Annotated in this window: 18 protein-coding genes and 1 pseudogene; 4 read left to right on the top strand and 15 right to left on the bottom strand. The window is 65.7% G+C overall.

Annotation, left to right across the window (positions count from 1 at the left end; translation table 11 throughout):
- Positions 1-33 precede the first annotated feature (33 nt).
- Positions 34-1,011: a cytochrome-c peroxidase gene (locus ACB032_RS00420; RefSeq protein ID WP_371137113.1), complete on the bottom strand. Its 978-nt coding sequence runs from the start codon at positions 1,009-1,011 to the stop codon at positions 34-36.
- A gap of 449 nt (positions 1,012-1,460) precedes the next feature.
- On the opposite strand from ACB032_RS00420, the gene ACB032_RS00415 reads away from it, so the two are divergent.
- Positions 1,461-2,186, top strand: a complete 726-nt coding sequence (locus ACB032_RS00415) for a carbonic anhydrase (RefSeq protein WP_371137112.1) — start codon at positions 1,461-1,463, stop codon at positions 2,184-2,186.
- Between the two features lie 75 nt (positions 2,187-2,261).
- On the opposite strand, the gene ACB032_RS00410 is transcribed toward ACB032_RS00415, so the two are convergent.
- From ACB032_RS00410 to ACB032_RS00365, 10 genes are all read right to left on the bottom strand, one after another.
- Positions 2,262-3,170 (bottom strand): pseudouridine-5'-phosphate glycosidase, encoded by a 909-nt coding sequence (locus tag ACB032_RS00410; protein WP_011707170.1) that lies wholly within the window; start codon positions 3,168-3,170, stop codon positions 2,262-2,264.
- Complete coding sequence (locus tag ACB032_RS00405) at positions 3,164-4,255, bottom strand: PfkB family carbohydrate kinase (RefSeq protein WP_043161981.1); 1,092 nt, start codon at positions 4,253-4,255, stop codon at positions 3,164-3,166. The genes ACB032_RS00410 and ACB032_RS00405 overlap by 7 nt, the downstream gene beginning before the upstream one ends.
- Positions 4,256-4,400: 145 nt before the next feature.
- A complete protein-coding gene (gene nirD, locus ACB032_RS00400) occupies positions 4,401-4,760 on the bottom strand; it encodes a nitrite reductase small subunit NirD (protein ID WP_371137111.1) in 360 nt (119 codons plus the stop codon).
- Positions 4,761-4,858: 98 nt separating this feature from the next.
- Positions 4,859-7,363, bottom strand: coding sequence for a nitrite reductase large subunit NirB (gene nirB / locus ACB032_RS00395; RefSeq protein ID WP_371137110.1), 2,505 nt, complete (start codon positions 7,361-7,363; stop codon positions 4,859-4,861).
- 25 nt (positions 7,364-7,388) lie between these two features.
- Entirely contained in the window at positions 7,389-8,210 is an 822-nt protein-coding gene (locus tag ACB032_RS00390) for an ABC transporter ATP-binding protein (RefSeq protein WP_371137109.1), read from the bottom strand.
- Between the two features lie 104 nt (positions 8,211-8,314).
- Complete coding sequence (locus ACB032_RS00385; RefSeq protein WP_252411279.1) at positions 8,315-9,235, bottom strand: ABC transporter permease; 921 nt, start codon at positions 9,233-9,235, stop codon at positions 8,315-8,317.
- Positions 9,236-9,273: 38 nt separating this feature from the next.
- On the bottom strand, positions 9,274-10,632 hold the full coding sequence (locus ACB032_RS00380; protein ID WP_371137108.1) for a CmpA/NrtA family ABC transporter substrate-binding protein: 1,359 nt from the start codon (positions 10,630-10,632) through the stop codon (positions 9,274-9,276).
- 442 nt (positions 10,633-11,074) lie between these two features.
- Positions 11,075-11,659: an ANTAR domain-containing response regulator gene (locus ACB032_RS00375; RefSeq protein WP_236766468.1), complete on the bottom strand. Its 585-nt coding sequence runs from the start codon at positions 11,657-11,659 to the stop codon at positions 11,075-11,077.
- Between the two features lie 138 nt (positions 11,660-11,797).
- Complete coding sequence (gene cobA / locus ACB032_RS00370; protein ID WP_201885451.1) at positions 11,798-12,556, bottom strand: uroporphyrinogen-III C-methyltransferase; 759 nt, start codon at positions 12,554-12,556, stop codon at positions 11,798-11,800.
- 22 nt (positions 12,557-12,578) lie between these two features.
- Entirely contained in the window at positions 12,579-15,233 is a 2,655-nt protein-coding gene (locus tag ACB032_RS00365; protein ID WP_371137107.1) for a molybdopterin-dependent oxidoreductase, read from the bottom strand.
- A 304-nt stretch (positions 15,234-15,537) separates the two neighbouring features.
- Between ACB032_RS00365 and ACB032_RS00360 the strand changes: the two genes are divergently transcribed.
- Positions 15,538-16,044, top strand: coding sequence for an RNA methyltransferase (locus tag ACB032_RS00360; protein ID WP_259231771.1), 507 nt, complete (start codon positions 15,538-15,540; stop codon positions 16,042-16,044).
- 7 nt (positions 16,045-16,051) lie between these two features.
- Positions 16,052-16,159, top strand: coding sequence for an RNA methyltransferase (locus ACB032_RS00355; RefSeq protein WP_371137384.1), 108 nt, complete (start codon positions 16,052-16,054; stop codon positions 16,157-16,159).
- Between the two features lie 45 nt (positions 16,160-16,204).
- Here ACB032_RS00355 and ACB032_RS00350 read toward each other — a convergent pair whose 3' ends face one another.
- Entirely contained in the window at positions 16,205-16,945 is a 741-nt protein-coding gene (locus ACB032_RS00350) for a hypothetical protein (protein ID WP_139393678.1), read from the bottom strand.
- Between the two features lie 186 nt (positions 16,946-17,131).
- On the opposite strand from ACB032_RS00350, the gene ACB032_RS00345 reads away from it, so the two are divergent.
- Positions 17,132-17,563 carry a universal stress protein gene (locus tag ACB032_RS00345; protein ID WP_011707183.1) on the top strand — a complete coding sequence of 144 codons (432 nt, stop codon included), beginning with the start codon at positions 17,132-17,134 and terminating at the stop codon, positions 17,561-17,563.
- A gap of 70 nt (positions 17,564-17,633) precedes the next feature.
- Here ACB032_RS00345 and ACB032_RS00340 read toward each other — a convergent pair whose 3' ends face one another.
- The 3 genes and pseudogenes from ACB032_RS00340 to proB all read right to left on the bottom strand — a co-directional run bounded on the left by ACB032_RS00340 (position 17,634) and on the right by proB (position 20,873).
- On the bottom strand, positions 17,634-18,269 hold the full coding sequence (locus ACB032_RS00340; protein WP_168756006.1) for a murein L,D-transpeptidase catalytic domain family protein: 636 nt from the start codon (positions 18,267-18,269) through the stop codon (positions 17,634-17,636).
- A 153-nt stretch (positions 18,270-18,422) separates the two neighbouring features.
- Positions 18,423-19,688: pseudogene (locus tag ACB032_RS00335) on the bottom strand (glutamate-5-semialdehyde dehydrogenase); the annotation flags it as partial.
- Between the two features lie 81 nt (positions 19,689-19,769).
- The gene (gene proB, locus ACB032_RS00330) at positions 19,770-20,873 is read right to left on the bottom strand and encodes a glutamate 5-kinase (RefSeq protein WP_011707186.1); all 1,104 of its coding nucleotides are present in this window, start codon (positions 20,871-20,873) and stop codon (positions 19,770-19,772) included.
- Positions 20,874-20,905 lie beyond the last annotated feature (32 nt).

Below are 20,905 nucleotides of genomic sequence, written 5' to 3'. Positions count from 1 at the left end.
AGCCGGTGGCTCCGCTGCAATCATCACCCCCGCTCAGCTCTTGACCTGAGGCCTGGGGGTATCGGGTTGGGAGGGCGGCAGAATAGGCAACACTATCTGCGGCTGCTCGCCGGTCAGGCTCTTGAGGTAGGCGGTCATGTCGTCCACCTCCTGCTCGCTCAGGGTCTGGCCGAGCTGGATGTCCGCCATGATCTGCACCGCCTCCTTCAGATCCCACACAGATCCGTCGTGGAAGTAGGGGTAGGTCAGCTCGATGTTGCGCAGGGTCGGCACCTTGAACCAGCCGATGAACTGCTTCTCGCCGGTCACCCCACCGCGTCCCTGGGCCGGGTTGTCGGTCTTGAACGGCTTGACCAGCCCCATCTTCTGATAGGAGTTGCCGCCGATGGCCACCCCGTTGTGGCAGGCGGTGCAGCCCTTCTCCTTGAACAGCTGATAGCCCTTCAGCTGCTGCGCAGTCAGCGCCTTGGCATCCCCCTTCAGCCAGCGATCGAACGGCGCATTGGGGGTGACCAGAGTCTCCTCGAAGGCGGCGATGGCATCGGTCACCTCGTCGATGCCGAAGTCCGCCTTGCCGTACACGGCGCTGAACCGGGCCCGGTACTCGGGCAGGGTGTGCAGGGTCTCCACCGCCAGCTTGTGGGTGAAGGCCATCTCCAGCGGATTCTCGATGGGGCCCGCCGCCTGCGCCTGCAGATCCTTGGCGCGCCCATCCCAGAACTGCACGAAGTTGAGGCTGGAGTTGAGCACGGTGGGCGAGTTGATCGGCCCCTCCTTCCACTTGTGGCCGAGGGAACTGACCTGGTTGTCTACCCCGCCGGTCGCCAGGTTGTGGCAGGAGTTGCAGGAGATGGCGTTGGATTTCGAGAGCCGCGGCTCGAAGAACAGCATCTTGCCCAGCTCGACTTTTTCCGGTGCGCTCACCTTGGCCGCTTCCACCGGCTGGATCGGCTCGTTCGCCCACCCCATCCCTGGCAGGCCCAGCGCCAGCAACAGACAATATTTATTCATTTTTTCTCTCTCCCTTGTGGCTGTGCATAACAGCAGCCTCAGCCTGCCCGGGAAAGCCTGTGCATTATTTGTTCAAGATCAAATGAGACCAACAAAAACCACATTAAAAACAATGAATTAATATATTGCAGACGGACTGATGGCGGGGACTTTCGCGGCAAAAAAGAGCTGATTTCCGATGAATGAATTATGAGCAAATTCATCTGCGATAACAGCCAATTAATTAGATTGCTGTCATTGAATAAAGCGATTATTCAATATGCAGACGTGACCGCCCATTATTTAGATTCATCTTGAATACATCATAAATATCGTCGGCGATCACCCAACCAATAATAAAAATACCGTCTGACCTTCTGTATCCCGCAATTCAGATGATGCCTTCCGTTATTTCCTCGTCAATGCAGGAAACGGATCGCCGTGCTTTTCAATCAAGATAAGGATGCATGATGAGAAAGTCCCTGTTGGCCGCCGCCCTGTTGCTCTGCCCCGCCGCCTTCGCCGCCACCCCCCATTGGGAATACAGCGGTGAGGCCGGCCCGGCACAGTGGGCCAGACTGACCCCGGAATTTGGCCAGTGTGCAGGCAGCAACCAGTCGCCGGTCAACCTCGACGGTCTGGTCGAGGCCAAGCTGACCCCGCTGCAGTTTCACTACCTGGCGGGGGGCCGCAGCGTCACCAACAACGGCCACACGGTGCAGGTCGACTATGCCCCGGGCAGCAGCCTTGAGCTCGACGGCATGCATTTTGAGCTCAAGCAGTTCCACTTCCACGCCCCCAGCGAAAACCTCATCAAGGGCCACTCCTATCCGCTGGAGGGGCACCTGGTGCACGCCAACGCCCAGGGTGAGCTGGCGGTGGTGGCGGTGATGTTCGAGCCGGGCCAGGCCAACGCAGCCCTGAGCCAGGCCTGGCAGGTGCTGCCAGCCAAGGCGGGAGAGAGCCACGCCCTCAAGGAGCCGATCTCGGCCAAACAACTGCTGCCCATCAACCGCGACTACTACCGCTTCAGCGGCTCGCTGACCACGCCGCCCTGCTCGGAAGGGGTACGCTGGTTGGTGATGAAGCAGCCGGTGCAGGTGAGTCAGGCCCAGATCGATGCCTTCAAGGCGGTGATACACCACCCCAACAACCGCCCCGTGCAGCCGCTGCACGGTCGACTGGTGCTGCAATGACGCCCCCGGCAACCCACAGAGCCGAGATGAAAAAAAGAGGGCCCGCGGGCCCTCTTTTCCATTCACCACGAGCCGTTACAGGCTGGCGGCGATGCGCGCCCCCAGCGCGGCGTTGTTCAGTACCAGCTGGATGTTGGCCGCCAGCGAGTTGCCGCCGGTCAGTTCGCACACCCGGGCCAGCAGGAAGGGGGTGGACTCCTTGCCCTTCACCCCCTGCTCGTCCGCCTCTCGCAGTGCCTGGGCAATGGCGGCGTCGATGTCGGCCTTGGGCATGGCAAACTGGGTCGGGATCGGGTTGGCCACCACGGCACCGCCGGCCAGTCCCAGCTCCCACTTGAGGCGCAGCGCCTCGGCGATCGCCGCCGGGCTCTCGAGGCGGTAATCCACCTTGAAGCCGCTCTCGCGGGTGTAGAAGGCGGGCAGCTCCTCGGTCTGGTAGCCGATCACCGGCACGCCCTGGGTCTCCAGGTACTCCAGGGTCAGACCGATGTCGAGGATCGACTTGGCACCGGCGCAGACCACGGCCACCGGGGTCTGGGCAAATTCCTGCAAATCGGCCGAGATGTCGAAGGTCTCCTGGGCACCGCGGTGCACCCCGCCGATGCCGCCGGTGGCGAACACCCGGATCCCGGCCATGGCGGCGATGATCATGGTGGAGGCCACCGTGGTCGCGCCCAGCCCCTTGTTGGCCAGCACGAAGGGAATGTCGCGGCGGCTGCACTTGGTGGCAGCATGACCGGCCCGGCCCAGCGCCTCCAGCGCCCCCTCATCCAGACCCACCTTGAGGCGGCCATCGATGATGGCGATGGTGGCCGGCACGGCGCCGTTGTCGCGCACCACCTGCTCGACCTGGCGCGCCGTCTCCACGTTCTGCGGATAGGGCATGCCGTGGGAGATGATGGTGGACTCCAGGGCCACCACCGGCTTGCCGGCAGCAAGGGCTTCAGCGACGACCGGTTGGATATCGAGGTAAGCGTTCAACATGGGTACTCCTCCAGCATGCGTTCAACGGCGGCCTTGGATAGGCCGGAAAAGACGGTATCGGAACAATTGACGGTGAGGGCGGCGCAACCGAGGGCGAACCGGGTTGTCTCCATGATGCCCTGCTCCTGCAACCAGGCGTGGGCCAGCCCTGCCATGAAGGCATCGCCGCCGCCGGTCACGTTGACGACCGGGCTGCCGAGCACGGGCAGATGGCCCTGGCACTCCCCGTCGCTATAGAAAATCCCCTGATCGCCGAGGCTCAGGAACAGCCGCTGCACCCCGGCGCGGTGGAACCAGGCCGCCGCCATGGGCCAGGTGTCGGGCCCGGCGATGGTGAAGCCGCACAGCTGCTCCGCCTCGCTGCGGTTGGGTTTGAGGGTGTGGATGCGGTGCAGCCAGGGGCGGATCTTCTCCACCTTGGCCACCGAGACGGTGTCGACGAAGATGATGTGCTCGCCCTGGCGCTCGAACAGCCAGTCGAGGGTGTGGGTGGCGAGGTTGGTGTCGAGCACCCAGAGCCGGGCTGCGCCGAGAAAACCGCTCAAGGGGGTGAGCCGGGCCGGGGTGAGCTGATCGATGATCGCCATGTCGTTGACGGCGCAGCTCATCTCGCCGCTGCCATCGTGCAGGCTGAGGTAACAGGAGGTCGCCTGCCCATCCAGCATCAGCACCTGGCGCACGTCGACGCCGGCACGCTGGGTCACGTCCAGCAGGTGATGGCCGTATTGATCATTGCCCACCGCGCTCAGCAGCCGGGTGTCGGTGCCAAGGCGCGCCAGGTTCTCGGCGATGTTGCGCCCCACCCCGCCGGCCGAGGTACGTACCTTGCCGGGGTTGGAGTCACCGATGCGCAGGTTGTCGTGGCTGCAGCCACAGATATCCATGTTGGCGCCGCCGATCACCACGGCGTAGGGCCCTTCGCGCAGCACATAACCGCGCCCCTGCACATAGCCCTGGCGCATCAGGCTGGAGATGTGGCTCGCCAGCGCCGAGCGGCTGATGCCGAGCCTGTCTGCCAGCTCCTGCTGGGCAATCATGGGGTCCTGGCGCAGCAGGGCGAGGATCTCTTGCTCACGTTCCGTCATAGACAAACATCCAGTTACAAACGTTTGTCCATTATTTCCGAAAAACGTTTACCCGCCATCGCCTCGTGCAAAAATTGTCGGCTTGCGCACAAAAAATCACCGGGCAAAGCCCGGCGATGAAAAAACGGTTTTCAGATGATTCCACTCAGCCCAACAACACCCAGACCTCGCCGGCACTCTGCATCACGGGCCAGCAAGCCACCTTCAGCGCAGGGTCGTCCAGACAGCGGCCATCGGCCAGGGCGTAACGCTGCTTGTAGAGCGGCGAGGCCACTACCGGCTCGCCATCGCAATCCCCCACCAGGCCGCGGCCCAGCACCGCCACCCCGGTCAGGGGATCCACCGCGTCCAGCGCATAGACCCGCTCGCCAAGCCGGAACAGCGCCAGCGCCCTGCCCCCCAGCCAGGCGCTGCGCCCCGCCTGCTCCGGCAGGGCGGCCAGCTCGCATGCCCGCAGCCACTCGCCATGCTCCGATGGCAACATATCGTCGTTGAGTCTGTTCATCTCAACCTCCCGTTCCTTATGGCTGCTGCCCAACTCACAGCTACCGTTCATACCCTCTCCTTGATAGTGATGACTGGCTTGCAACCCGCTGACCCCGTTCATACCACCGCCTTGACTGCGATATCCGGCACCCACTGACCCCGCTCCTCCCGCCGTGGCGGCGTCTGATCCTCGGGCCGGTTGACGAAGGCCTCGAACAGCTTCAGCTTGTCCGGATCCGCCAATGTGCTCTTCCACTCGCACTGCCAGCTGCCGACTATGCCCTCCATCATGGCCTCCAGCTCGGCGCCGATGCCGAGCCGGTCCTCGATGATCACCGACTTGAGGTAGTCGAGCCCCCCCTCCATGCCCTCCATCCAGACCGAGGTGCGCTGCAGCCGATCGCCGGTGCGCACGTAGAACATCAGCAGCCGGTCGATGTAGCGGATCAGGGTCTGCTCGTCAAGATCGGTGGCAAACAGGTCGGCGTGGCGCGGCCGCATGCCGCCGTTGCCGCACACATAGAGGTTCCAGCCGCGCTCAGTGGCGATGACGCCGATGTCCTTGCTCTGGGCCTCGGCGCACTCCCGGGTACAGCCGGAGACCGCAAACTTCAGCTTGTGAGGGGCCCGCAGCCCCTTGTAGCGGTGCTCCAGCGTCTGGGTCAGGGTCATGGAGTCCTGCACCCCGTAGCGGCACCAGGTCGAACCCACGCAGGATTTCACGGTGCGCACCGACTTGCCGTAGGCCTGACCGGTCTCGAACCCCGCAGCCACCAGCTCGCCCCAGATGGCGGGCAGCTGATCGACCCGGGCGCCGAACAGGTCGATGCGCTGGCCGCCGGTGATCTTGGTGTAGAGGCCGTACTTGCGCGCCACCTCGCCGATGGTGATGAGGCCGTCCGGGGTGATCTCCCCGCCCGGGATGCGCGGCACCACCGAGTAGGTGCCATCCTTTTGCAGGTTCGCCAGGAAGGCATCGTTGGTGTCCTGCAGGGCGCGGTGGGGCTGCTCAAGCACGTGCTCGTTCCAGAGCGACGCCAGGATGGAGGCGACCGTCGGCCGGCAGATGTCGCAGCCCAGCCCCTTGCCGTGCTTGTCGCGCAGCGCCTCGAAGCTCTTCAGCTCGCCAACCCTGGCCAGGTGATAGAGCTCCTGGCGGCTATGGGCGAAGTGCTCGCACAGCCCCTTGTCCGCCTCGACCCCGAGATCCTCCAGGGTCTGCTCCACCACCTGCTTGAGCAGGTTGCCGCAGCCACCGCAGCCGGTGCCCGCCTTGGTGCAGCTCTTCACCGCCGCCAGCTCGTGATTGCCCGCCTTGACGGCGGCCACCACGGCCCCCTTGCTGACGTTGTGGCAGGAGCAGAGGATGGCGCTGTCCGGCAGCACCAGAGGCGCCGCCGCGCCGCCCGCCTCCCCCACCAGCAGGGAGAGCGGCGGCTGGGGCAGTGCCACCCCGTTCTGGCAGTACTGCAGCAGCCGCTCATAATCGGTGCCGTCCCCCACCAGGATGGCGCCGAGCAGCCGGCTCCCCTCGCCGTCGGTCACCAGCTTCTTGTAGATGCCGTTGACCCTGTCCAGCACCAGCAGCTCCTGGGCGCCGGCGGTGCTGGCGTGGGCGTCGCCGATGGAACCCACATCCACCCCCATCAACTTGAGCTTGGTGGACATGTCCGCCCCCGCGAAGCGGCTCTCGCCGCCGCACAGGCTGGCCACGGCGGCCCGGGCCATCTGGTAGCCGGGGGCCACCAGCCCGAAAATGCGGCCCTGCCAGAGCGCACATTCGCCGATGGCGAGGATGGCGGGATCCGAGCTGTGGCAGCCGTCGTCGATGCAGATGCCGCCGCGCTCACCCACGCTCAGCCCGGCCTGCCGGGCCAGACCGTCCGCGGGTCGAATGCCGGCCGAGAACAGCAGCACGTCGGTCTCAAGATGAGAGCCATCCTTGAAGCGCAGCCGGTGGCGGGCCTGCTCCCCATCCTCGATGCACTCGGTGGCCTTCTCCACCAGCACCTCGACCCCGAGCGCCCGGATCTTGTCCCGCAGCACGGCGCCGCCGCTCTCGTCGAGCTGCACCGGCATCAGCCTGGGGGCGAACTCCACCACCCGGGTGCTGAGCCCGAGCAGCCGCAGCGCGTTGGCCGCCTCCAGCCCGAGCAGGCCACCGCCGATCACCACGCCGCTGCGCGCACCGGCGCAGGCATCGCGGATGGCGGCGAGATCCGCCAGGGTGCGATAGACGAAGCAACCGGCCCGCTGATGGCCCGGGATGGGGGGCACGAAGGGGACCGAGCCGGTCGCCAGCACCAGTCGGTCGTAACCGAACTGCTCGCCACAGGCCAGGGTCAGGGTGCGGGTGTCTCTGTCGAGCACCTCCACCTCGGCCCCCAGCCGCAACGCTATGCCCTGCACCTCATACCAGGCGGGATCCGCCATCCGCAGCGCCTCGGGCGCCTTGCCGCCGAATACCTCGGACAGATGCACCCTGTCGTAGGCGGAGTCCGGCTCGGCGCCGAATACCGTCACCTCGAAGCGCTCGAGGCCGCCGGCCGCCACCAGTTGCTCGACAAAATGGTGACCCACCATGCCGTTGCCCACCACCAGCAGTTTCTCTTTGTTAGTCATATCTCTCTTCCTTGAATAGATGGGCTCAGGCCCGGCGCTGGCTACGAACTGGCTCGGTCACCTTGAGGGGGGTCACCTTGCGCTGCTTCTCGTAGAGGAAGCGCAGCACCTGCTGGCGCAGCCTGTGATAGTGACCATCGTCCGCCAGGGCCACCCTGTCCCTGGGTCTCGGCAGGTCCACGGTCAGGATCTCGCCGACAGTGGCACTGGGGCCATTGGTCATCATGACGATGCGATCGGAGAGCAGCACCGCCTCGTCCACGTCGTGGGTGATCATGATGACGGTGTTGCCAAGCTCCGCCTGGATCGCCATCAGCGCGTCCTGCAGGTGAGCCCGGGTCAGGGCATCGAGGGCGCCGAACGGCTCGTCCATCAGCAGCACCTTGGGGGAGAGCGACAGGGCACGGGCGATGCCGACCCGCTGCTTCATCCCTCCCGACAGCTCGTGAGGCATCTTCTGGCTGGCGTGCTCCATCTGCACCAAGGAGAGGTAGTAGTCCACCCGCTCCGCCACCGCCCGCCGGTTCGGCTCCACCTGGGCCACTGCCAGCGCTACGTTCTGCTGGACGCTGAGCCAGGGCAGCAGGGCGTGGTTCTGGAACACCATGGCCCGCTCCGGGCCCGGCCCCGCCACCTCGCGCCCGTCGAGGATGATGCCCCCCGTGGTGGGCTCCAGCAGCCCGGCCACCAGATTGAGCACGGTACTCTTGCCGCAGCCGGAGTGACCGATGAGGGAGACGAACTCCCCCCGCTCGATGCGCAGGTTGACCCGGCTGAGGGCCTCGAAGCGCCCCTGCTCCGTCTCGAACGAGATGCCGACGTCGCTTAACTGCAGATAACTCTTCATTGGCTCTTCTCCCGCCTGAATATGAAATTGGTTGTTAACGCAGCACCTGGCGCTTGTCCTGAAGCAAAGCCACTGCTGCAGGGCCTGGTTGCCTGCCGGCGGCCCTAGCGCAATACCTGGCGTTTGTCCCAAGAGAGCCACTGCTGCAGAGCCAGCATGCCCCTGTCCAGGGCGCAGCCGATGAGGCCAATGGTGATCACCGCCACCATGATGCGGGCCAGCGAGGTCGAGCCGCCGCTCTGGAACTCGTCCCACACGAACTTGCCGAGCCCCGGGTTCTGGGCCAGCATCTCCGCCGCGATCAGCACCATCCAGGCCACCCCCAGGGAGAGCCGCAGCCCGGTAAAGATCATGGGCAGGGCGCCGGGCAGCACGATGCGCCGCACGTGGGTCAGGAAAGAGAGCCGCAGCACCCGGCTGACGTTGTGCAGATCCCGGTCCAGCCCCGCCACCCCAACGGCGGTGTTGATCAGGGTTGGCCAGAGGGAGCAGAGGGTCACCGTCAGCGCCGAGGTGAGGAAGGACTTGGCAAGCCAGGGAGTGGGGTTGGCGTAGAGTGCGCTCACCACCAGGGTGATGAGCGGCAGCCAGGCCAGCGGCGACACCGGTTTGAGCAGCTGGATCACAGGGTTGGCGGCGCGATAGAGTCCCTGATTCATGCCGAGCAGTACCCCGCACGGGATGGCGATCAGGGTCGCGAGGCCAAAGCCGCACAGCACGGTGAGCAGGCTGGTCCCTATCTGATCGAAGAAGGTGGGGCGCCCTGTATAAGGGCGCAGCTTCACCTCGGCCGCCGGATCCGCGGCCAGCCGCTCGGCGTTGCGCACCCGCTGGCGCTCGAGGAAGGCGCTCGCCTTCTCCCGCTCGGCCAGGTGATCCTGACCCAGCGACCAGAGCTGGCTGGCGGTGGCGAGCGGCCCCGGCAAGGTGCCCAGGCTGGTCTGCACCTGACTCGCCCCCCACTGCCAGAGGCCGAGGAACAGCAGCACGCCCAGCAGGGGCTGCACCAGGGTTTTCCAATCCATGATTTTCCACTGATGTCGTTTCATTGTGCGCTCCTCGCTCATTGCACCCGCTCATCGCCCTTGAGGCCGATGGCGAACTGCTGCAGATAGGCGTTGGGGTGGCGGCCGTCGTAGATGAGGCCGTCGATGAAGCCATCCTGCGGGCCGCGATAGCCCTGCTCACTGGCAAAGTCGGGGAAGTCCTGCGCCTTGAGCTTGCCCTCGGCGATCAGCGCCTCGGCGGCCTGGCGGTAGACCTCGGGTTGATACACCGCCTTGGCTACCTGCTCGAACCAGGCATCCGGCTTGGCCTCGGGGATCTGGCCCCAGCGCCGCATCTGGGTCAGATACCAGATGGCGTCCGAGTAGTAGGGGTAGGTAGCGTGATGGCGAAAGAAGACGTTGAAGTCCGGCAACTGGCGCACGTCCCCCTTGGCGTACTCGAAGGTGCCGGTCATGGAGCTGGCGATCACCGCCTCGTCCGCCCCCACGTACTCGGGTTTTGCCAAGAGTCTGGCCGCCTCGCGCCGGTTGCCGTTCTGCTCGGCATCCAGCCACCAGGCCGCCCGCAGCAGCGCCTTCACCAGCCGGATGTGGGCGTTGGGGTGGCGCTCGGCCCACTGCCGGGTGACGCCGAACACCTTCTCCGGGTTGTTGCGCCAGATCTCCTGATCGGTGATGACCGGCACCCCGATCCCCTTGGCGAGCGCTTGCTGGTTCCAGGGCTCCCCCACGCTGTAGCCGGCGATGGTGCCCGCCTCCAGGGTGGCGGGCATCTGCGGCGGCGGCGTCACCGACAGCAGCACGTCTGCCTGGCGCTGGCCCGAGTTGTCCCCCAGTTTGGGTGCATAGAAACCGGGATTCAGGCCGCCGGCCGCCAGCCAATACCTGAGCTCGTAGTTGTGGGGGGAGACGGGGAACACCATCCCCATGTTGAACGGCTTGCCCGCCTGCCGGTATTGTTCCACCACCGGCTTGAGGGCGGCGGCGCTCACCGGCGCCGGTACCTTGCCCGCCACCGGCTTGGGCAGTTGGGCCGCCATGGCGGCCCACACCGGCTTGGCCACCGTGATGGCGTTGCCGTTGAGATCCATGGCAAACGCCGTCACCAGCTCGGCCTGGGTACCGATGCCGATGTGAGCCGCCAGGGGCTGGCCTGCCAGCATCTGGGCGCCGTCCAGCTCGCCATCGATCACCCGATCCAGCAGGATCTTCCAGTTCGCCTGGGCCTCCAGGGTGACGTAGAGCCCCTCGTCCTCGAAATAGCCGCGCTCATAGGCCACCGCCAGCGGCGCCATGTCGGTCAGCTTGATGAAGCCGAGCTTGATCTCCTCCTGCTCGGGCGCCCCCACCGCGGCCAGCGCCGGCAGTGACAGCACCGCCAGCAGCATCCCCGCACATCCTTGTCGTCTGTTCATGCCATTCCCTCGCTCGCTCGGTTCCCTGTTCCGGGCTGCCGCCCGCCTGCCTCGTTGCAGGATGACGACCAAAAAAAAGCCCCACCGATCCGGGATCGGTGAGGCTTCTTTGCCCTGTTGCCGGTGAAGCCTTGCGGCCTCACCACTGCGTCTTGTTCTGTCTGTTCGTTAATTCACTTTCCGTGCCAATCTGGCCGAACCGCCGCTGGCGGGCCCTGAGCGGCCCGGGTGCGCCTCCCCCGCTCGTTTATGCGCCTCAATGAGGCGCAGTTGCACCAAAACGGTTTGTCAGTCCCTTCAGAACCGGTTCGCGATCTGTCATGAGAGGTCGTCAGCAAGGTAAAGAGCAGCGCAGGAACCGGAGTTTATAGACATAAATGAGGATTCCGAGCAGCACATGAGCCTTGATCACGACCTCGCAGTAGGAGCGTGGACCCGGTTCTCAGGCGGGCAGTGCCAACAGCAGTTGCCGTGCCAGCTCCCCCAGGCTCAGGTGGCGGCTCATGGCGGTGCTGCGCATCAGCCGGTAGGCCTGCTCCTCGTCCAGCCCCTGGTGGCGCATCAGCCTCCCCTTGGCCTGCTCGATCAGCCTCCGCTCCACCAGCTGCTGGCGCAGCTCGCTCTCGGTTCGGGCCAGCGCCTGCACCATGGCCAGCTGGCTGCGGGCGAGGCGCAGCCACTGCTCCACCGGTTCCCGCTCGCCGCACGGATGCGGCACCAGCAGCACCCCCTGCTGCAACAGGGCTATCTGGGGCTCGGTGCCGATCCGCTCGCAAAACAGCAGGCGCGGCATGTCGGGCCATAGGGAGAGACCGAGCCGCGTCTCGGCGTCGAAACGGCGACTGCTGACGAGCAGGGCATCTCCCTGCCCGTCCGGGCTCAGCAGCTGGCGAGTGTCGAGGATCCTGGGCTGATGGCCATACTGGCTGACCAAGAGGGCCAGCCGGTTGGCCTGACCCGGCTCATCGGCGTGGATCAGCAGGCGGGAAACGGGGCCAGCGGGGCCCCCTGAAGTGAGAATGGTCATGGCGCTCCTTGCCAACGGCATTCGATTGGTCTGCCACCACTGTGGTCTGTCACCACAGAGGCAACATGAGCGCCAACTGTTTGAATCTACCCCCTTTTTATTCCTCTGGAGGTAGTAGAGGTAGAGGGGGGCGGCGGCTCAGGCCACCCGATCCAGCGCCTGTCCCAGCAGGCCCTGCAGCTCGGCGCGAAGGCGCACCACCTCCCCCATGATCATCAGCACCGGGCTCTGGCCGAGCAGGGCCAAGGCGGCCTGCGCCAGCCCGTCCAGCCGGGTCTCATGGACCTGCTGGCGGGCGCTGCAACCGGCCACCACCAGCGCCACCGGCAGATCCGGTGAGGCACCGGCCGCCAGCAACCCCTGCCGGATCTCGGCCGCCCGCTCCAGCCCCATGTAGAACACCAGAGTGTGGCCGGCCCGGGTCAGCCCCTGCCAGCCCTGATAGTCGCCCTCGTCCATCAGGTGGCCGGTGACCAGGGTCAGGGAGCGGGCCAGCCCCCTGTGGGTCAGCGGGATCAGGCTGCTGGCGGCGCAGCCGAGCGCCGCCGTGATGCCGGGCACCAGCTCGGCGGCGATGCCGTGGCGCGCCAGGTGCAGCGCCTCCTCACCACCACGGCCGAACACCAGGGGATCGCCCCCCTTGAGCCGCACCACCCGCTTGCCGGTGCGAGCCAGCGCCAGCAACAGGGCGTTGATCTGTGCCTGACTCGGGCTCGGCTCGCCGCAGCGCTTGCCCACGTCGAAGCGGGCCGCCCCCTGGGGAATGCGGGCCAGGATCTCTTCCCCCACCAGGCGGTCATAGACCACCACCTCCGCCGCCTCGATCCGCTGCAGCGCACGCAGGGTCAACAACTCGAGCGGGCCGGGACCGGCCCCTACCAGACTGATTTGGCTCATCACAGACTCCTTGTATCCCGTCTTAAGCGGTGGCGATAAAAACATGCTTGATCAACAGCTTGTCGATCTCTGGCAAGCAGGTGCCGCAGTTGCTGCCGCAGCCGAGCAGAGCCTGCAGCCCCGCCAGCTCGCTCACCCCCTGTCGCACGATGGCGTCGACGATGCGCTGCTCCGACACCCGCAGGCAAGAGCAGATCAGCCGGCTCTCTCCCAGCAGGGCCGCGTTCAGGGTCTGGCTCAGGGCTACCGCCTGCAGCGGGGTGCCGAGCAGACTCGCCAGCAGCTCGACCTTGATGTCCGGGCGTCGCTCCCCCACCAACAACAGGCCGTCGATGCGATCCCCGGCCAGCGCCACGGCGAGCCAGCCCGACGCCAGCGGCAGTCGCAGCCAGCGCCCCTGGGTTGCCAGCCGCTGCCACAGGGCTTCGGGCGTCTCTGACCAGGAGGCCAGCAGGGTGCAGTTGCCCTCCGGCAACGGGCGCCTGGCCCACCAGTCCAGCGGCTCGCCCCAGTCTCGCCGACCGAGCCAGAGCCCCTGCCAGAGAGTCGGCTGCGGCTCGGCCCGCACCTGCCCCTGCTTGAACATGGGCTGGCCAGAAAGGGGATCCACCACGGCGGCAATGAGGCGATTGACCGCCCCCAGACTGCACTGGCTGTCGGTCCAGTGCATGGGCAGGAAGGCCTCCCCCTCCCTGAGCCCCTCGTCCAGCCCCACCAGCAGCCGCGCGTCCCCCAGCCCGTTGTGAAGGCGCACCAGATCCCCCTCCTTGAGCCCCAGCGCCAGCAGGCTGGCGGCGCCGAGCCGCACCCTGGGCCAGGGCTCGGCCTCCTGCAGGCGCGGTACGTGGCCGGTGCGAGTCATGGTGTGCCACTGATCCCGCAGCCGACCACTGTTAAGCAACAAGGAGAGACCCGCCGGCGGCCGCACCGCTTCTGGCGCGGCGACAGGCTCGGGGGGAAAGAGCTGGGTCAGGGGTAGCAGACGGGCGCGACCATCCGGGGTGGCGAAGCGCCCGTCCTCGAACAGCCGGGCCCGGCCCTGGGGCCAGCGGGCATTGACGGGCCAGCGGGCATTGACGGGCCAGCGCAGGGGTGCCAGCGCCTCGAACTCGGCGCGGCTGAGATGCGCCAGCCCGGAGATGTCGAACTGGCGTTGCCCCTCGTTCTCAAAGCCCGACAGGGCGGCGTGCTCGCAGAAGATCTCGTGCTCGTGCTCATAGGCAAACCCTTCGCCGAAGCCGAGCCGGCGGGCCAGCCGGGTCAGCGCCCACCAGTCGGGCCTGGCTTCCCCCGGCAGGGGCAGGAAGGCGCGCTGGCGGCTGATGGTGCGCTCCGAGTTGGTGACGGTGCCGCTCTTCTCGCCCCAGGCGGCGGCGGGCAGCAGCAGGTGGGCGAGGCGCGCCGTGTCGGTGTTGGCCGTCACCTCGGAGACCACCAGCAGCTCGCAGCGAGCCAGCGCCTCGCGCACCCGGTTGCCGTCGGGCAGGGAGACCGCCGGGTTGGTGCCGAGCACCCAGAGCGCGCGGATCTCCCCCCGGTGCACCGCCTCGAACAGCGCCACCGCCTTGTGGCCCGGCCCGCGCACCATGGTCGGGCTCTGCCAGAAGCGCTGCACCCGGTCGCACTCGACCTCGCCAAAGCCCATGTGAGCCGCCAGCTGGGTCGCCAGCCCGCCCACCTCGCGCCCGCCCATGGCATTCGGCTGCCCGGTCATGGAGAAGGGGGCCGCACCCGGCTTGCCGATGCGCCCGCACAGCAGGTGGGCGTTGATGATGGCGTTGGCCTTGTCCACCCCCTGATTGGACTGGTTGATCCCCTGGCAGAACAGGGTGACGGTTTTGGGGGTGCGGGCAAACAGCCGATAGAAGCCGAGCAGATCCCCTGGCGCCAGGTCGCAGCTCTGGGCCACCGCCTCCAGCTGCCAGGCCGGATCGTCCAGCGCCGCCGCGAGCGCCTCGAAGCCGCTCACATGGCGCGCCACGTAATCCTTGTCCCAACCGTCGTTATCGAGCAGATAACGGCACAGACCGTTCCACAGCGCCACGTCGCTGCCGGGCCTGAGGGCCAGGTGCAGGTCCCCCTGCTCCGCCGTCATGGTGCGGCGCGGGTCCAGCACCACCAGCCTGAGCTCGGGGCGCCGTGCCCGCGCCTGCTGCAGGCGACGAAACAGCACGGGGTGAGTCCAGGCGGTGTTGGCACCCGTGATCACCACCAGATCCGCCAGCTCCAGATCCTCGTAGCAGGCGGGCACCAGATCCTCGCCGAAGGCACGCTGATGGGCCGCCACCGCCGACGACATGCAGAGCCGGGAGTTGGTGTCCACGTTGGCACTGCCGAGATAGCCCTTCATCAGCTTGTTGGCGACGTAGTAATCCTCGGTGGTGAGCTGGCCCGACAGGTAGATGCCGATGGCCTGTGGCCCGGATTCGGCCAGAATGGCGGCGAAACGCTCCGCCAGGGTATCCAGGGCCTGCTCCCAGCCGATGCGCTCCCCCAGCCAGCGCGGATAGAGCAGGCGATCGGGAAAATCCAGGCTCTCCAGCAGACTGGCCCCCTTGACGCACAGAGCCCCCGCGTTGGCCGGATGCTCCTCATCCCCCTGCAACTGCCAGTCATCCCCCTCCCGGCTCAGCCGGATGCCGCAGCCCACTCCACAATAGGCACAGGTGGTGTTCATTCCCTTGCTCCTCGTCGTCCGACTCCCCATCCCTGGGTCGCCGCTGCCATGGCCCATAAAAAAAGCGCCCGCCCCCGCTGGGGACGGACGCCTTTGTCCGGATAAGCCGCATTTACTCTCTCCTGGGATGACTGCAAACCTCGCGCCAGGATGCAAAATGCGCCTGGACGGCATTCGGCAGCGAGCGGTTGCGCCGGGACGGTGCAAGCGCCCCCTTGTTGGGCCCGTCAGGCGGGAGTGGACTCCGCACGCTGGGCAAGGGACGGCGCGGGGGTATAATGCGGCCGCCACAGAGGAGAGCGAGATGAGAGAGTCAGACCACGAATGCCTGCCGCCACAGAGGGGCGAGCCGGAAGCGCACGGCGACGCAGGCTATTGCTGCATCGGGCTGGTCAACCCCAAGTCACCGGAGAACGTGGGGGCCGTGATGCGAGCCGCCGGCTGCTACGGGGCGGACGAGGTCTACTACACGGGCAACCGCTTCGAACTGGCACGCCGCTTCGCCACCGATACCAAGCAGATGGTGGAGAAGATCCCCCTGCTCGGGGTCGACGATCTGATGGAGATGGTGCCGGCCGGCTGCACGCCGGTGCTGGTGGATCTGATCGAGGGGGCCACCTCGCTGCCCGAGTATGTGCACCCGGCGCGCGCCTTCTACATCTTCGGCCCGGAGGACGGCACCCTGGATCCCGCCCGCTTCAAGGCGGTGCAGGAGGTGATCTACGTCCCGACGCACGGTTGCATGAATCTGGCAGCCTCGGTCAATGTGATCCTCTACGACCGACTGGCCAAGCAACTGCGTGCCAAGTAAGCAGCAGGTGCTCTACGTAACCACAGCCAAGGGCTGCATGAATCTGGCGGCCTCGGTCAATGTGATCCTCTATGACCGGCTGGCCAAGCAGTTGCGCGGCAACTCGGCAAGCTGATCGAAGAGAGCCTGCACAAGTAACCAGCCCCCGGCGCAGGGCGCTTTAGTTGCCAGGGGCTAGCCTCTGCTCCTGCTGCTTGATGAAATCGCGGTAGTAGTCGTAGAGCCGGTAGCGCCGGTAGATCTCGGCCAGGGTGCCATGTCGCACCAGATTGACCATGCCTTGATCCCAGAGCTGTTGCAGGCTGCGCCCCTTCTCGGTATCGGCAAAGATGGGATAGGTCGGGACCCAGCGCAGGAAGATGCGCTGCATGTTGGCGGGAATGGAATCCGCCGAGTAGAGCACCCCGGCGGTCAGGTAGTAGCGATAGCGCTCCTTGGCCAGCAGCTGCAGCGCCATGTCGTGGCTGTCGATCTCGTGCCAGCGCATGGAGACCGGTATGTACTTGTCAAAGGCCCAGCCCCGCAGCCACACCACCCCCTGCCCGCTCAGACTGTGTTCCCCTTGCCACTGGGGCCGCCACTTCTTGAGCATCAGCACCGTCAGATCGTCGGCCGAGGCGGGATGGCGGGGTTGCAGCACGCCGCTCACCTCATCCCGATAGACCCCCATCGCCATGTCGCCCCCTTTCTGGGCGATCACCGCCAGGGCCCTCTTGTAGGGCACGATGCGCGGCATGACCTGGTAGCCGTTGGGCTGATAGATGGCCCGCACTATGTCCAGATAGACGCCCCTGCCATCCGGCTGGCAGAAGCCCGGCCAGTCATCGCAATAGACATAGAGGGGATCGGCCCGACCCGGCCAGCAAATCAGCAACGTCAATGAAAGCAACAAACGAATCATGTCTTACCGTTTCTCCGCAGGCGATGCCATTTGCAGCCGCGCCCAAGCCATTCCCCATGATATGAAGATCTGCCGGCAACGCACCTCTTTTTCCCGGTTTTGCGAGCGAGTCGAGGGTTATTGCCCGCTGAATCGGTATTATTGACAATAAGATTCATTAGTAACCCAACATAGGGGAGCCTTCATATGCCATCCATTAAAACCCTGCTCTGTCCGGTCGATTTTTCCCAGATGTCACAGGCCGTGCTCGACTATGCCGTCTTCATGGCCCAGAGCCACAAGGCCGAACTCAAACTGGTTCATGTGGTGGATCAACTGCACGGCTTCGACAGCTACAAGATCCTGCACATGACCGCCATCGAGATCACCCACGAGATGGAGCGTCAGGCCAAGAGCCAGATGAAGGAGCTGATCGCCAGCCTGCCGATTCCGGCCACCTTCGAGGTGCGCTTCGGTCGCGCCGCCGACGAGATCGTCGTGCAGGCCAAGGAAGAGAAAGCCGACCTGGTGGTGATGGGCAGCCACGGCCGCTCGGGCATCAGCCATCTGCTGGTAGGCAGCGTGGCCGAGTCCGTGGTGCGCCATGCCCCCTGCCCCGTGCTGGTGGTGCGCAAGTAGCCGCAACCCCAGACTCACTGCAAAAGGCCAGCATTCGCTGGCCTTTTCTATTTGGGCTCGCGGACAGGCCTCAGCCGTGGGCGTAGATGACGCTGCCCCCCTTGATGATGTCGATGATGGCCCTGGACTGCTCCTTGGGCAGTGCGGGGCAGCCCCAGCTGCGGCCCAGCTTGTCATATTTGCGCAGATGGCGCGGGCTGGCATAGTCGGCGCCGTGCACCACGATGGCCCGCTTGCGGGCATTGCTGTTCTGGCCTGGGCTCAGGCCATCGAGGCGCAGCGAATAGCCGTGCTTGCCCTGATAGGTCTCGGCGGTGCGATAGACCCCGAGCGAGCTCTTCATGGAGTTGAACTGGTTGGAAAACTGGTTGGCGGCCAGCTCGCCCGAGTTGCGGCCATGGCTGACCCAGGTGTGGTAGAGCAGCTTGTGGCGTTTCACGTCGATGACGAACAGCCGGCGCATGGTCGAGGGTTTGCTGTAGTCGATGATGGTGAGAATGGGTTTGCGCTTGTGGCGCACGCTCTGGTAACTGTTGATGGCCTTGCGAAATACCTGTTTGTCGAGCTTGCCGGCCAGCCCCAACTGGCGGTAGAGATCCTGATCCCAGCTGGCGTGGCTGCTGCTGCTGAAGCAAATCGCCCCCAGCAGCAGCGGCAACCCCAGCCAGAGCGCGCCCCAGCGCTTCATCCAATCTGTTTGCTTCATCCTTGAATCTGCTCCCGTTTTTGTGGCTAGCGCAGCGCTCAAAATATCGCCACACCTCGCTGGATAGTTATATGCAAGCCCCTGATAGCAGGCAAGAAAAAAGCAAAAAAATGCCGACCTGAGTCGGCATCTTCACACAGGACCACAAAGGCGTCAGGCGCGACTCAGATAGTCCGCCAATCCCACCCACTTGTAGCTGGTGAGTTCGGTCAGCCCCATGGGGCCGCGGGCGTGCAGCATCTGGGTCGAGACCGCCACCTCGGCGCCCAGCCCGAACTGGCCGCCGTCGGTGAAGCGGGTGGAGGCGTTGACGTAGACCGCCGCCGAACCGGCCCCGTTGACGAAACGCTCGGCGTTGGCCAGATCGTTGGTGAGGATGGCATCGGAGTGACCGGCGTTGTGCTCGCGCATATGGGCCAGTGCCTCGTTCACATCCGCCACCAGCTTGACCCCCAGGGTCAGCGAGAGCCACTCGGTATCGAAGTCTTCCGGGCCGGCGGCACGCAGGCTGTCGGCGCCCGCCAGCAGCGGCATGGCCTCGGGGGTAGCGACCAGGGCCACCTTGCGCTCGTTCATTAAGTCCACCAGCTGCGGCAACAGGGTCGCGGCCACCTTCTCATGCACCAGCAGGCTGTCGAGGGCATTGCAGGCGGAGGGGCGCTGCACCTTGGCGTTGTCGATGACCGCCAGGGAGCGCGCCAGATCGGCGCTCTCGTCCACGAAGATGTGGCTGATGCCGAAACCACCGATGATCACCGGAATGGAGCTGTTCTCCTTGCACATCTTGTGCAGCCCGGCGCCGCCGCGGGGGATAATCATGTCCACGTAGCGGTCGAGGCGCAGCAGCTCGCCCACCAGCGCCCGATCCGGGTTGTCGATGTATTGCACCGCATCGCGCGGCAGGCCGGAGGCCGCCAGCGCACTCTGGATCACCCGCACCAGCTCCAAGTTGGAGTGGAAGGTTTCGCGCCCGCCACGCAGTATGCTGGCGTTGCCGGTCTTGAGGCAGAGGCTGGCGATGTCGATGGTGACGTTGGGACGCGCCTCGTAGATGACGCCGATGACCCCGATGGGCACCCGGCGGCGGGAGAGGCGCAGGCCGTTCTCCAACACCCGGCTGTCGATTTCGGCCCCGACCGGATCGTCCAGAGAGATCACCTTGCGCACGTCCGCCACGATACCGGCCAGCCGGGCCGGGTTGAGCAGCAGCCGATCCAGCATGGCTTCTGACAAGCCCGCCGCACGGCCGGCGGCGATGTCTTTCTCGTTGGCGGCCAGGATCTGGTGGCTGCGTGCCTCCAGCTCGTCGGCGATGGCGGCCAGCGCCCGGTTCTTCTGCGCCGTGCTGACGGTGGCCAGCTGATAGGCGGCTTCACGGGCCGCCTGCCCCATTTTCTCCAGACTCATCTCTCTTCCCTTTGGTTCTTGCGGGGCCGCCCGATGGCGGCGTCCCCCTTTATCTTGATGTGCCGCTGCCTTTGCGTGGCAGCGGCTGGCGGCTCACAGCAGCACCATGTCGTCGCGGTGGATGGCCACGGCGCCATAGCCGTAACCCAGCACCTGTTCGATGTTGTCCGAATGGACGCCACGCAGCTTGTCCAGCTCCAGATGATTGTAACGGCAGATGCCGCGCGCCAGCTCGGCCCCCTTGGGATCGAGAATGCGCACCACGTCGCCACGCACGAAATCACCCTTCACCGCCACTATGCCCTTGGGCAGCAGGCTGGAACCCTTCTCCTGCATGGCGGCCACGGCGCCCTGATCCACCTGCACTTCGCCGTGGGGAGGAGGCCCTGCCAGGATCCAGCTCTTGCGCCCTTCCAGCGGCGACGCCAGCGCCGGGAACAGGGTGCCGATGCGCTCGCCCTTGGCGAGACGGCCGACCACTTCCGGCATCTGGCCGGTGGCGATCACCACGTTGACGCCGGCGCGGCGCGCCACGTCGGCGGCCTGCAGCTTGGTGGCCATGCCGCCGGTACCAAGCCCGCTGACGCTGTCACCCGCCAGCTTGCGCAGGGTGTCGTCGATGGTCTGCACCTCTTCGATGAGCTGGGCATCCGGGTTGGTACGGGGATCGGCGGTAAACAGCCCCTTCTGGTCGGTGAGCAGGATCAGCAGATCCGCATCGGCCAGGATGGCGGCGCGAGCGGAGAGGTTGTCGTTGTCGCCTACCTTGATTTCGGCTGTCGCCACCGCGTCGTTCTCGTTGATGACCGGGATGATGCGGTGATCGAGCAGGGTACGCAGGGTGTCGCGGGCATTGAGGTAACGCTCGCGATCTTCAAGATCGGCGCGGGTCAGCAACATTTGACCGATGTGCAGCCCATAGAGGTTGAACAGATCCTGCCATACCCGGATCAGCTGGGTCTGGCCGACGGCCGCCAGCATCTGCTTGTTGGGCAGGGTTGGCGCCAATGGAGGGTGGCCCAGATGCTCACGGCCGGCCGCAATGGCCCCCGAGGTGACCACCACGACCCTGTGGCCGTGACGGTGCAAGGCTGCACACTGTCTGACCAGCTCGACCATGTGGGCACGATTGAGCTGGGAAGATCCCCCGGTGAGCACGCTGGTGCCCAGTTTGACGACTATGGTTCTGTTTTCCATGGGAGCAAAAAGGCTGAAATATAAGGAATCCC

Origin of the sequence: Aeromonas sp. S5(2024), from assembly GCF_041403025.1 — a bacterium.
Lineage (GTDB): Bacteria > Pseudomonadota > Gammaproteobacteria > Enterobacterales > Aeromonadaceae > Aeromonas > Aeromonas hydrophila.
This window is presented reverse-complemented; position numbering and strand designations above follow the sequence as displayed.

Excerpts from the sequence above, each read along its gene's own strand:
- ACB032_RS00420 (WP_371137113.1), bottom strand. The coding sequence starts at position 1,011 with ATGAATAAATATTGTCTGTTGCTGGCGCTGGGCCTGCCAGGGATGGGG.
- ACB032_RS00415 (WP_371137112.1), top strand. The coding sequence starts at position 1,461 with ATGAGAAAGTCCCTGTTGGCCGCCGCCCTGTTGCTCTGCCCCGCCGCC.
- ACB032_RS00410 (WP_011707170.1), bottom strand. The coding sequence starts at position 3,170 with ATGTTGAACGCTTACCTCGATATCCAACCGGTCGTCGCTGAAGCCCTT.
- ACB032_RS00405 (WP_043161981.1), bottom strand. The coding sequence starts at position 4,255 with ATGACGGAACGTGAGCAAGAGATCCTCGCCCTGCTGCGCCAGGACCCC.
- nirD (WP_371137111.1), bottom strand. The coding sequence starts at position 4,760 with ATGAACAGACTCAACGACGATATGTTGCCATCGGAGCATGGCGAGTGG.
- nirB (WP_371137110.1), bottom strand. The coding sequence starts at position 7,363 with ATGACTAACAAAGAGAAACTGCTGGTGGTGGGCAACGGCATGGTGGGT.
- ACB032_RS00390 (WP_371137109.1), bottom strand. The coding sequence starts at position 8,210 with ATGAAGAGTTATCTGCAGTTAAGCGACGTCGGCATCTCGTTCGAGACG.
- ACB032_RS00385 (WP_252411279.1), bottom strand. The coding sequence starts at position 9,235 with ATGGATTGGAAAACCCTGGTGCAGCCCCTGCTGGGCGTGCTGCTGTTC.
- ACB032_RS00380 (WP_371137108.1), bottom strand. The coding sequence starts at position 10,632 with ATGAACAGACGACAAGGATGTGCGGGGATGCTGCTGGCGGTGCTGTCA.
- ACB032_RS00375 (WP_236766468.1), bottom strand. The coding sequence starts at position 11,659 with ATGACCATTCTCACTTCAGGGGGCCCCGCTGGCCCCGTTTCCCGCCTG.
- cobA (WP_201885451.1), bottom strand. The coding sequence starts at position 12,556 with ATGAGCCAAATCAGTCTGGTAGGGGCCGGTCCCGGCCCGCTCGAGTTG.
- ACB032_RS00365 (WP_371137107.1), bottom strand. The coding sequence starts at position 15,233 with ATGAACACCACCTGTGCCTATTGTGGAGTGGGCTGCGGCATCCGGCTG.
- ACB032_RS00360 (WP_259231771.1), top strand. The coding sequence starts at position 15,538 with ATGAGAGAGTCAGACCACGAATGCCTGCCGCCACAGAGGGGCGAGCCG.
- ACB032_RS00350 (WP_139393678.1), bottom strand. The coding sequence starts at position 16,945 with ATGATTCGTTTGTTGCTTTCATTGACGTTGCTGATTTGCTGGCCGGGT.
- ACB032_RS00345 (WP_011707183.1), top strand. The coding sequence starts at position 17,132 with ATGCCATCCATTAAAACCCTGCTCTGTCCGGTCGATTTTTCCCAGATG.
- ACB032_RS00340 (WP_168756006.1), bottom strand. The coding sequence starts at position 18,269 with ATGAAGCAAACAGATTGGATGAAGCGCTGGGGCGCGCTCTGGCTGGGG.
- proB (WP_011707186.1), bottom strand. The coding sequence starts at position 20,873 with ATGGAAAACAGAACCATAGTCGTCAAACTGGGCACCAGCGTGCTCACC.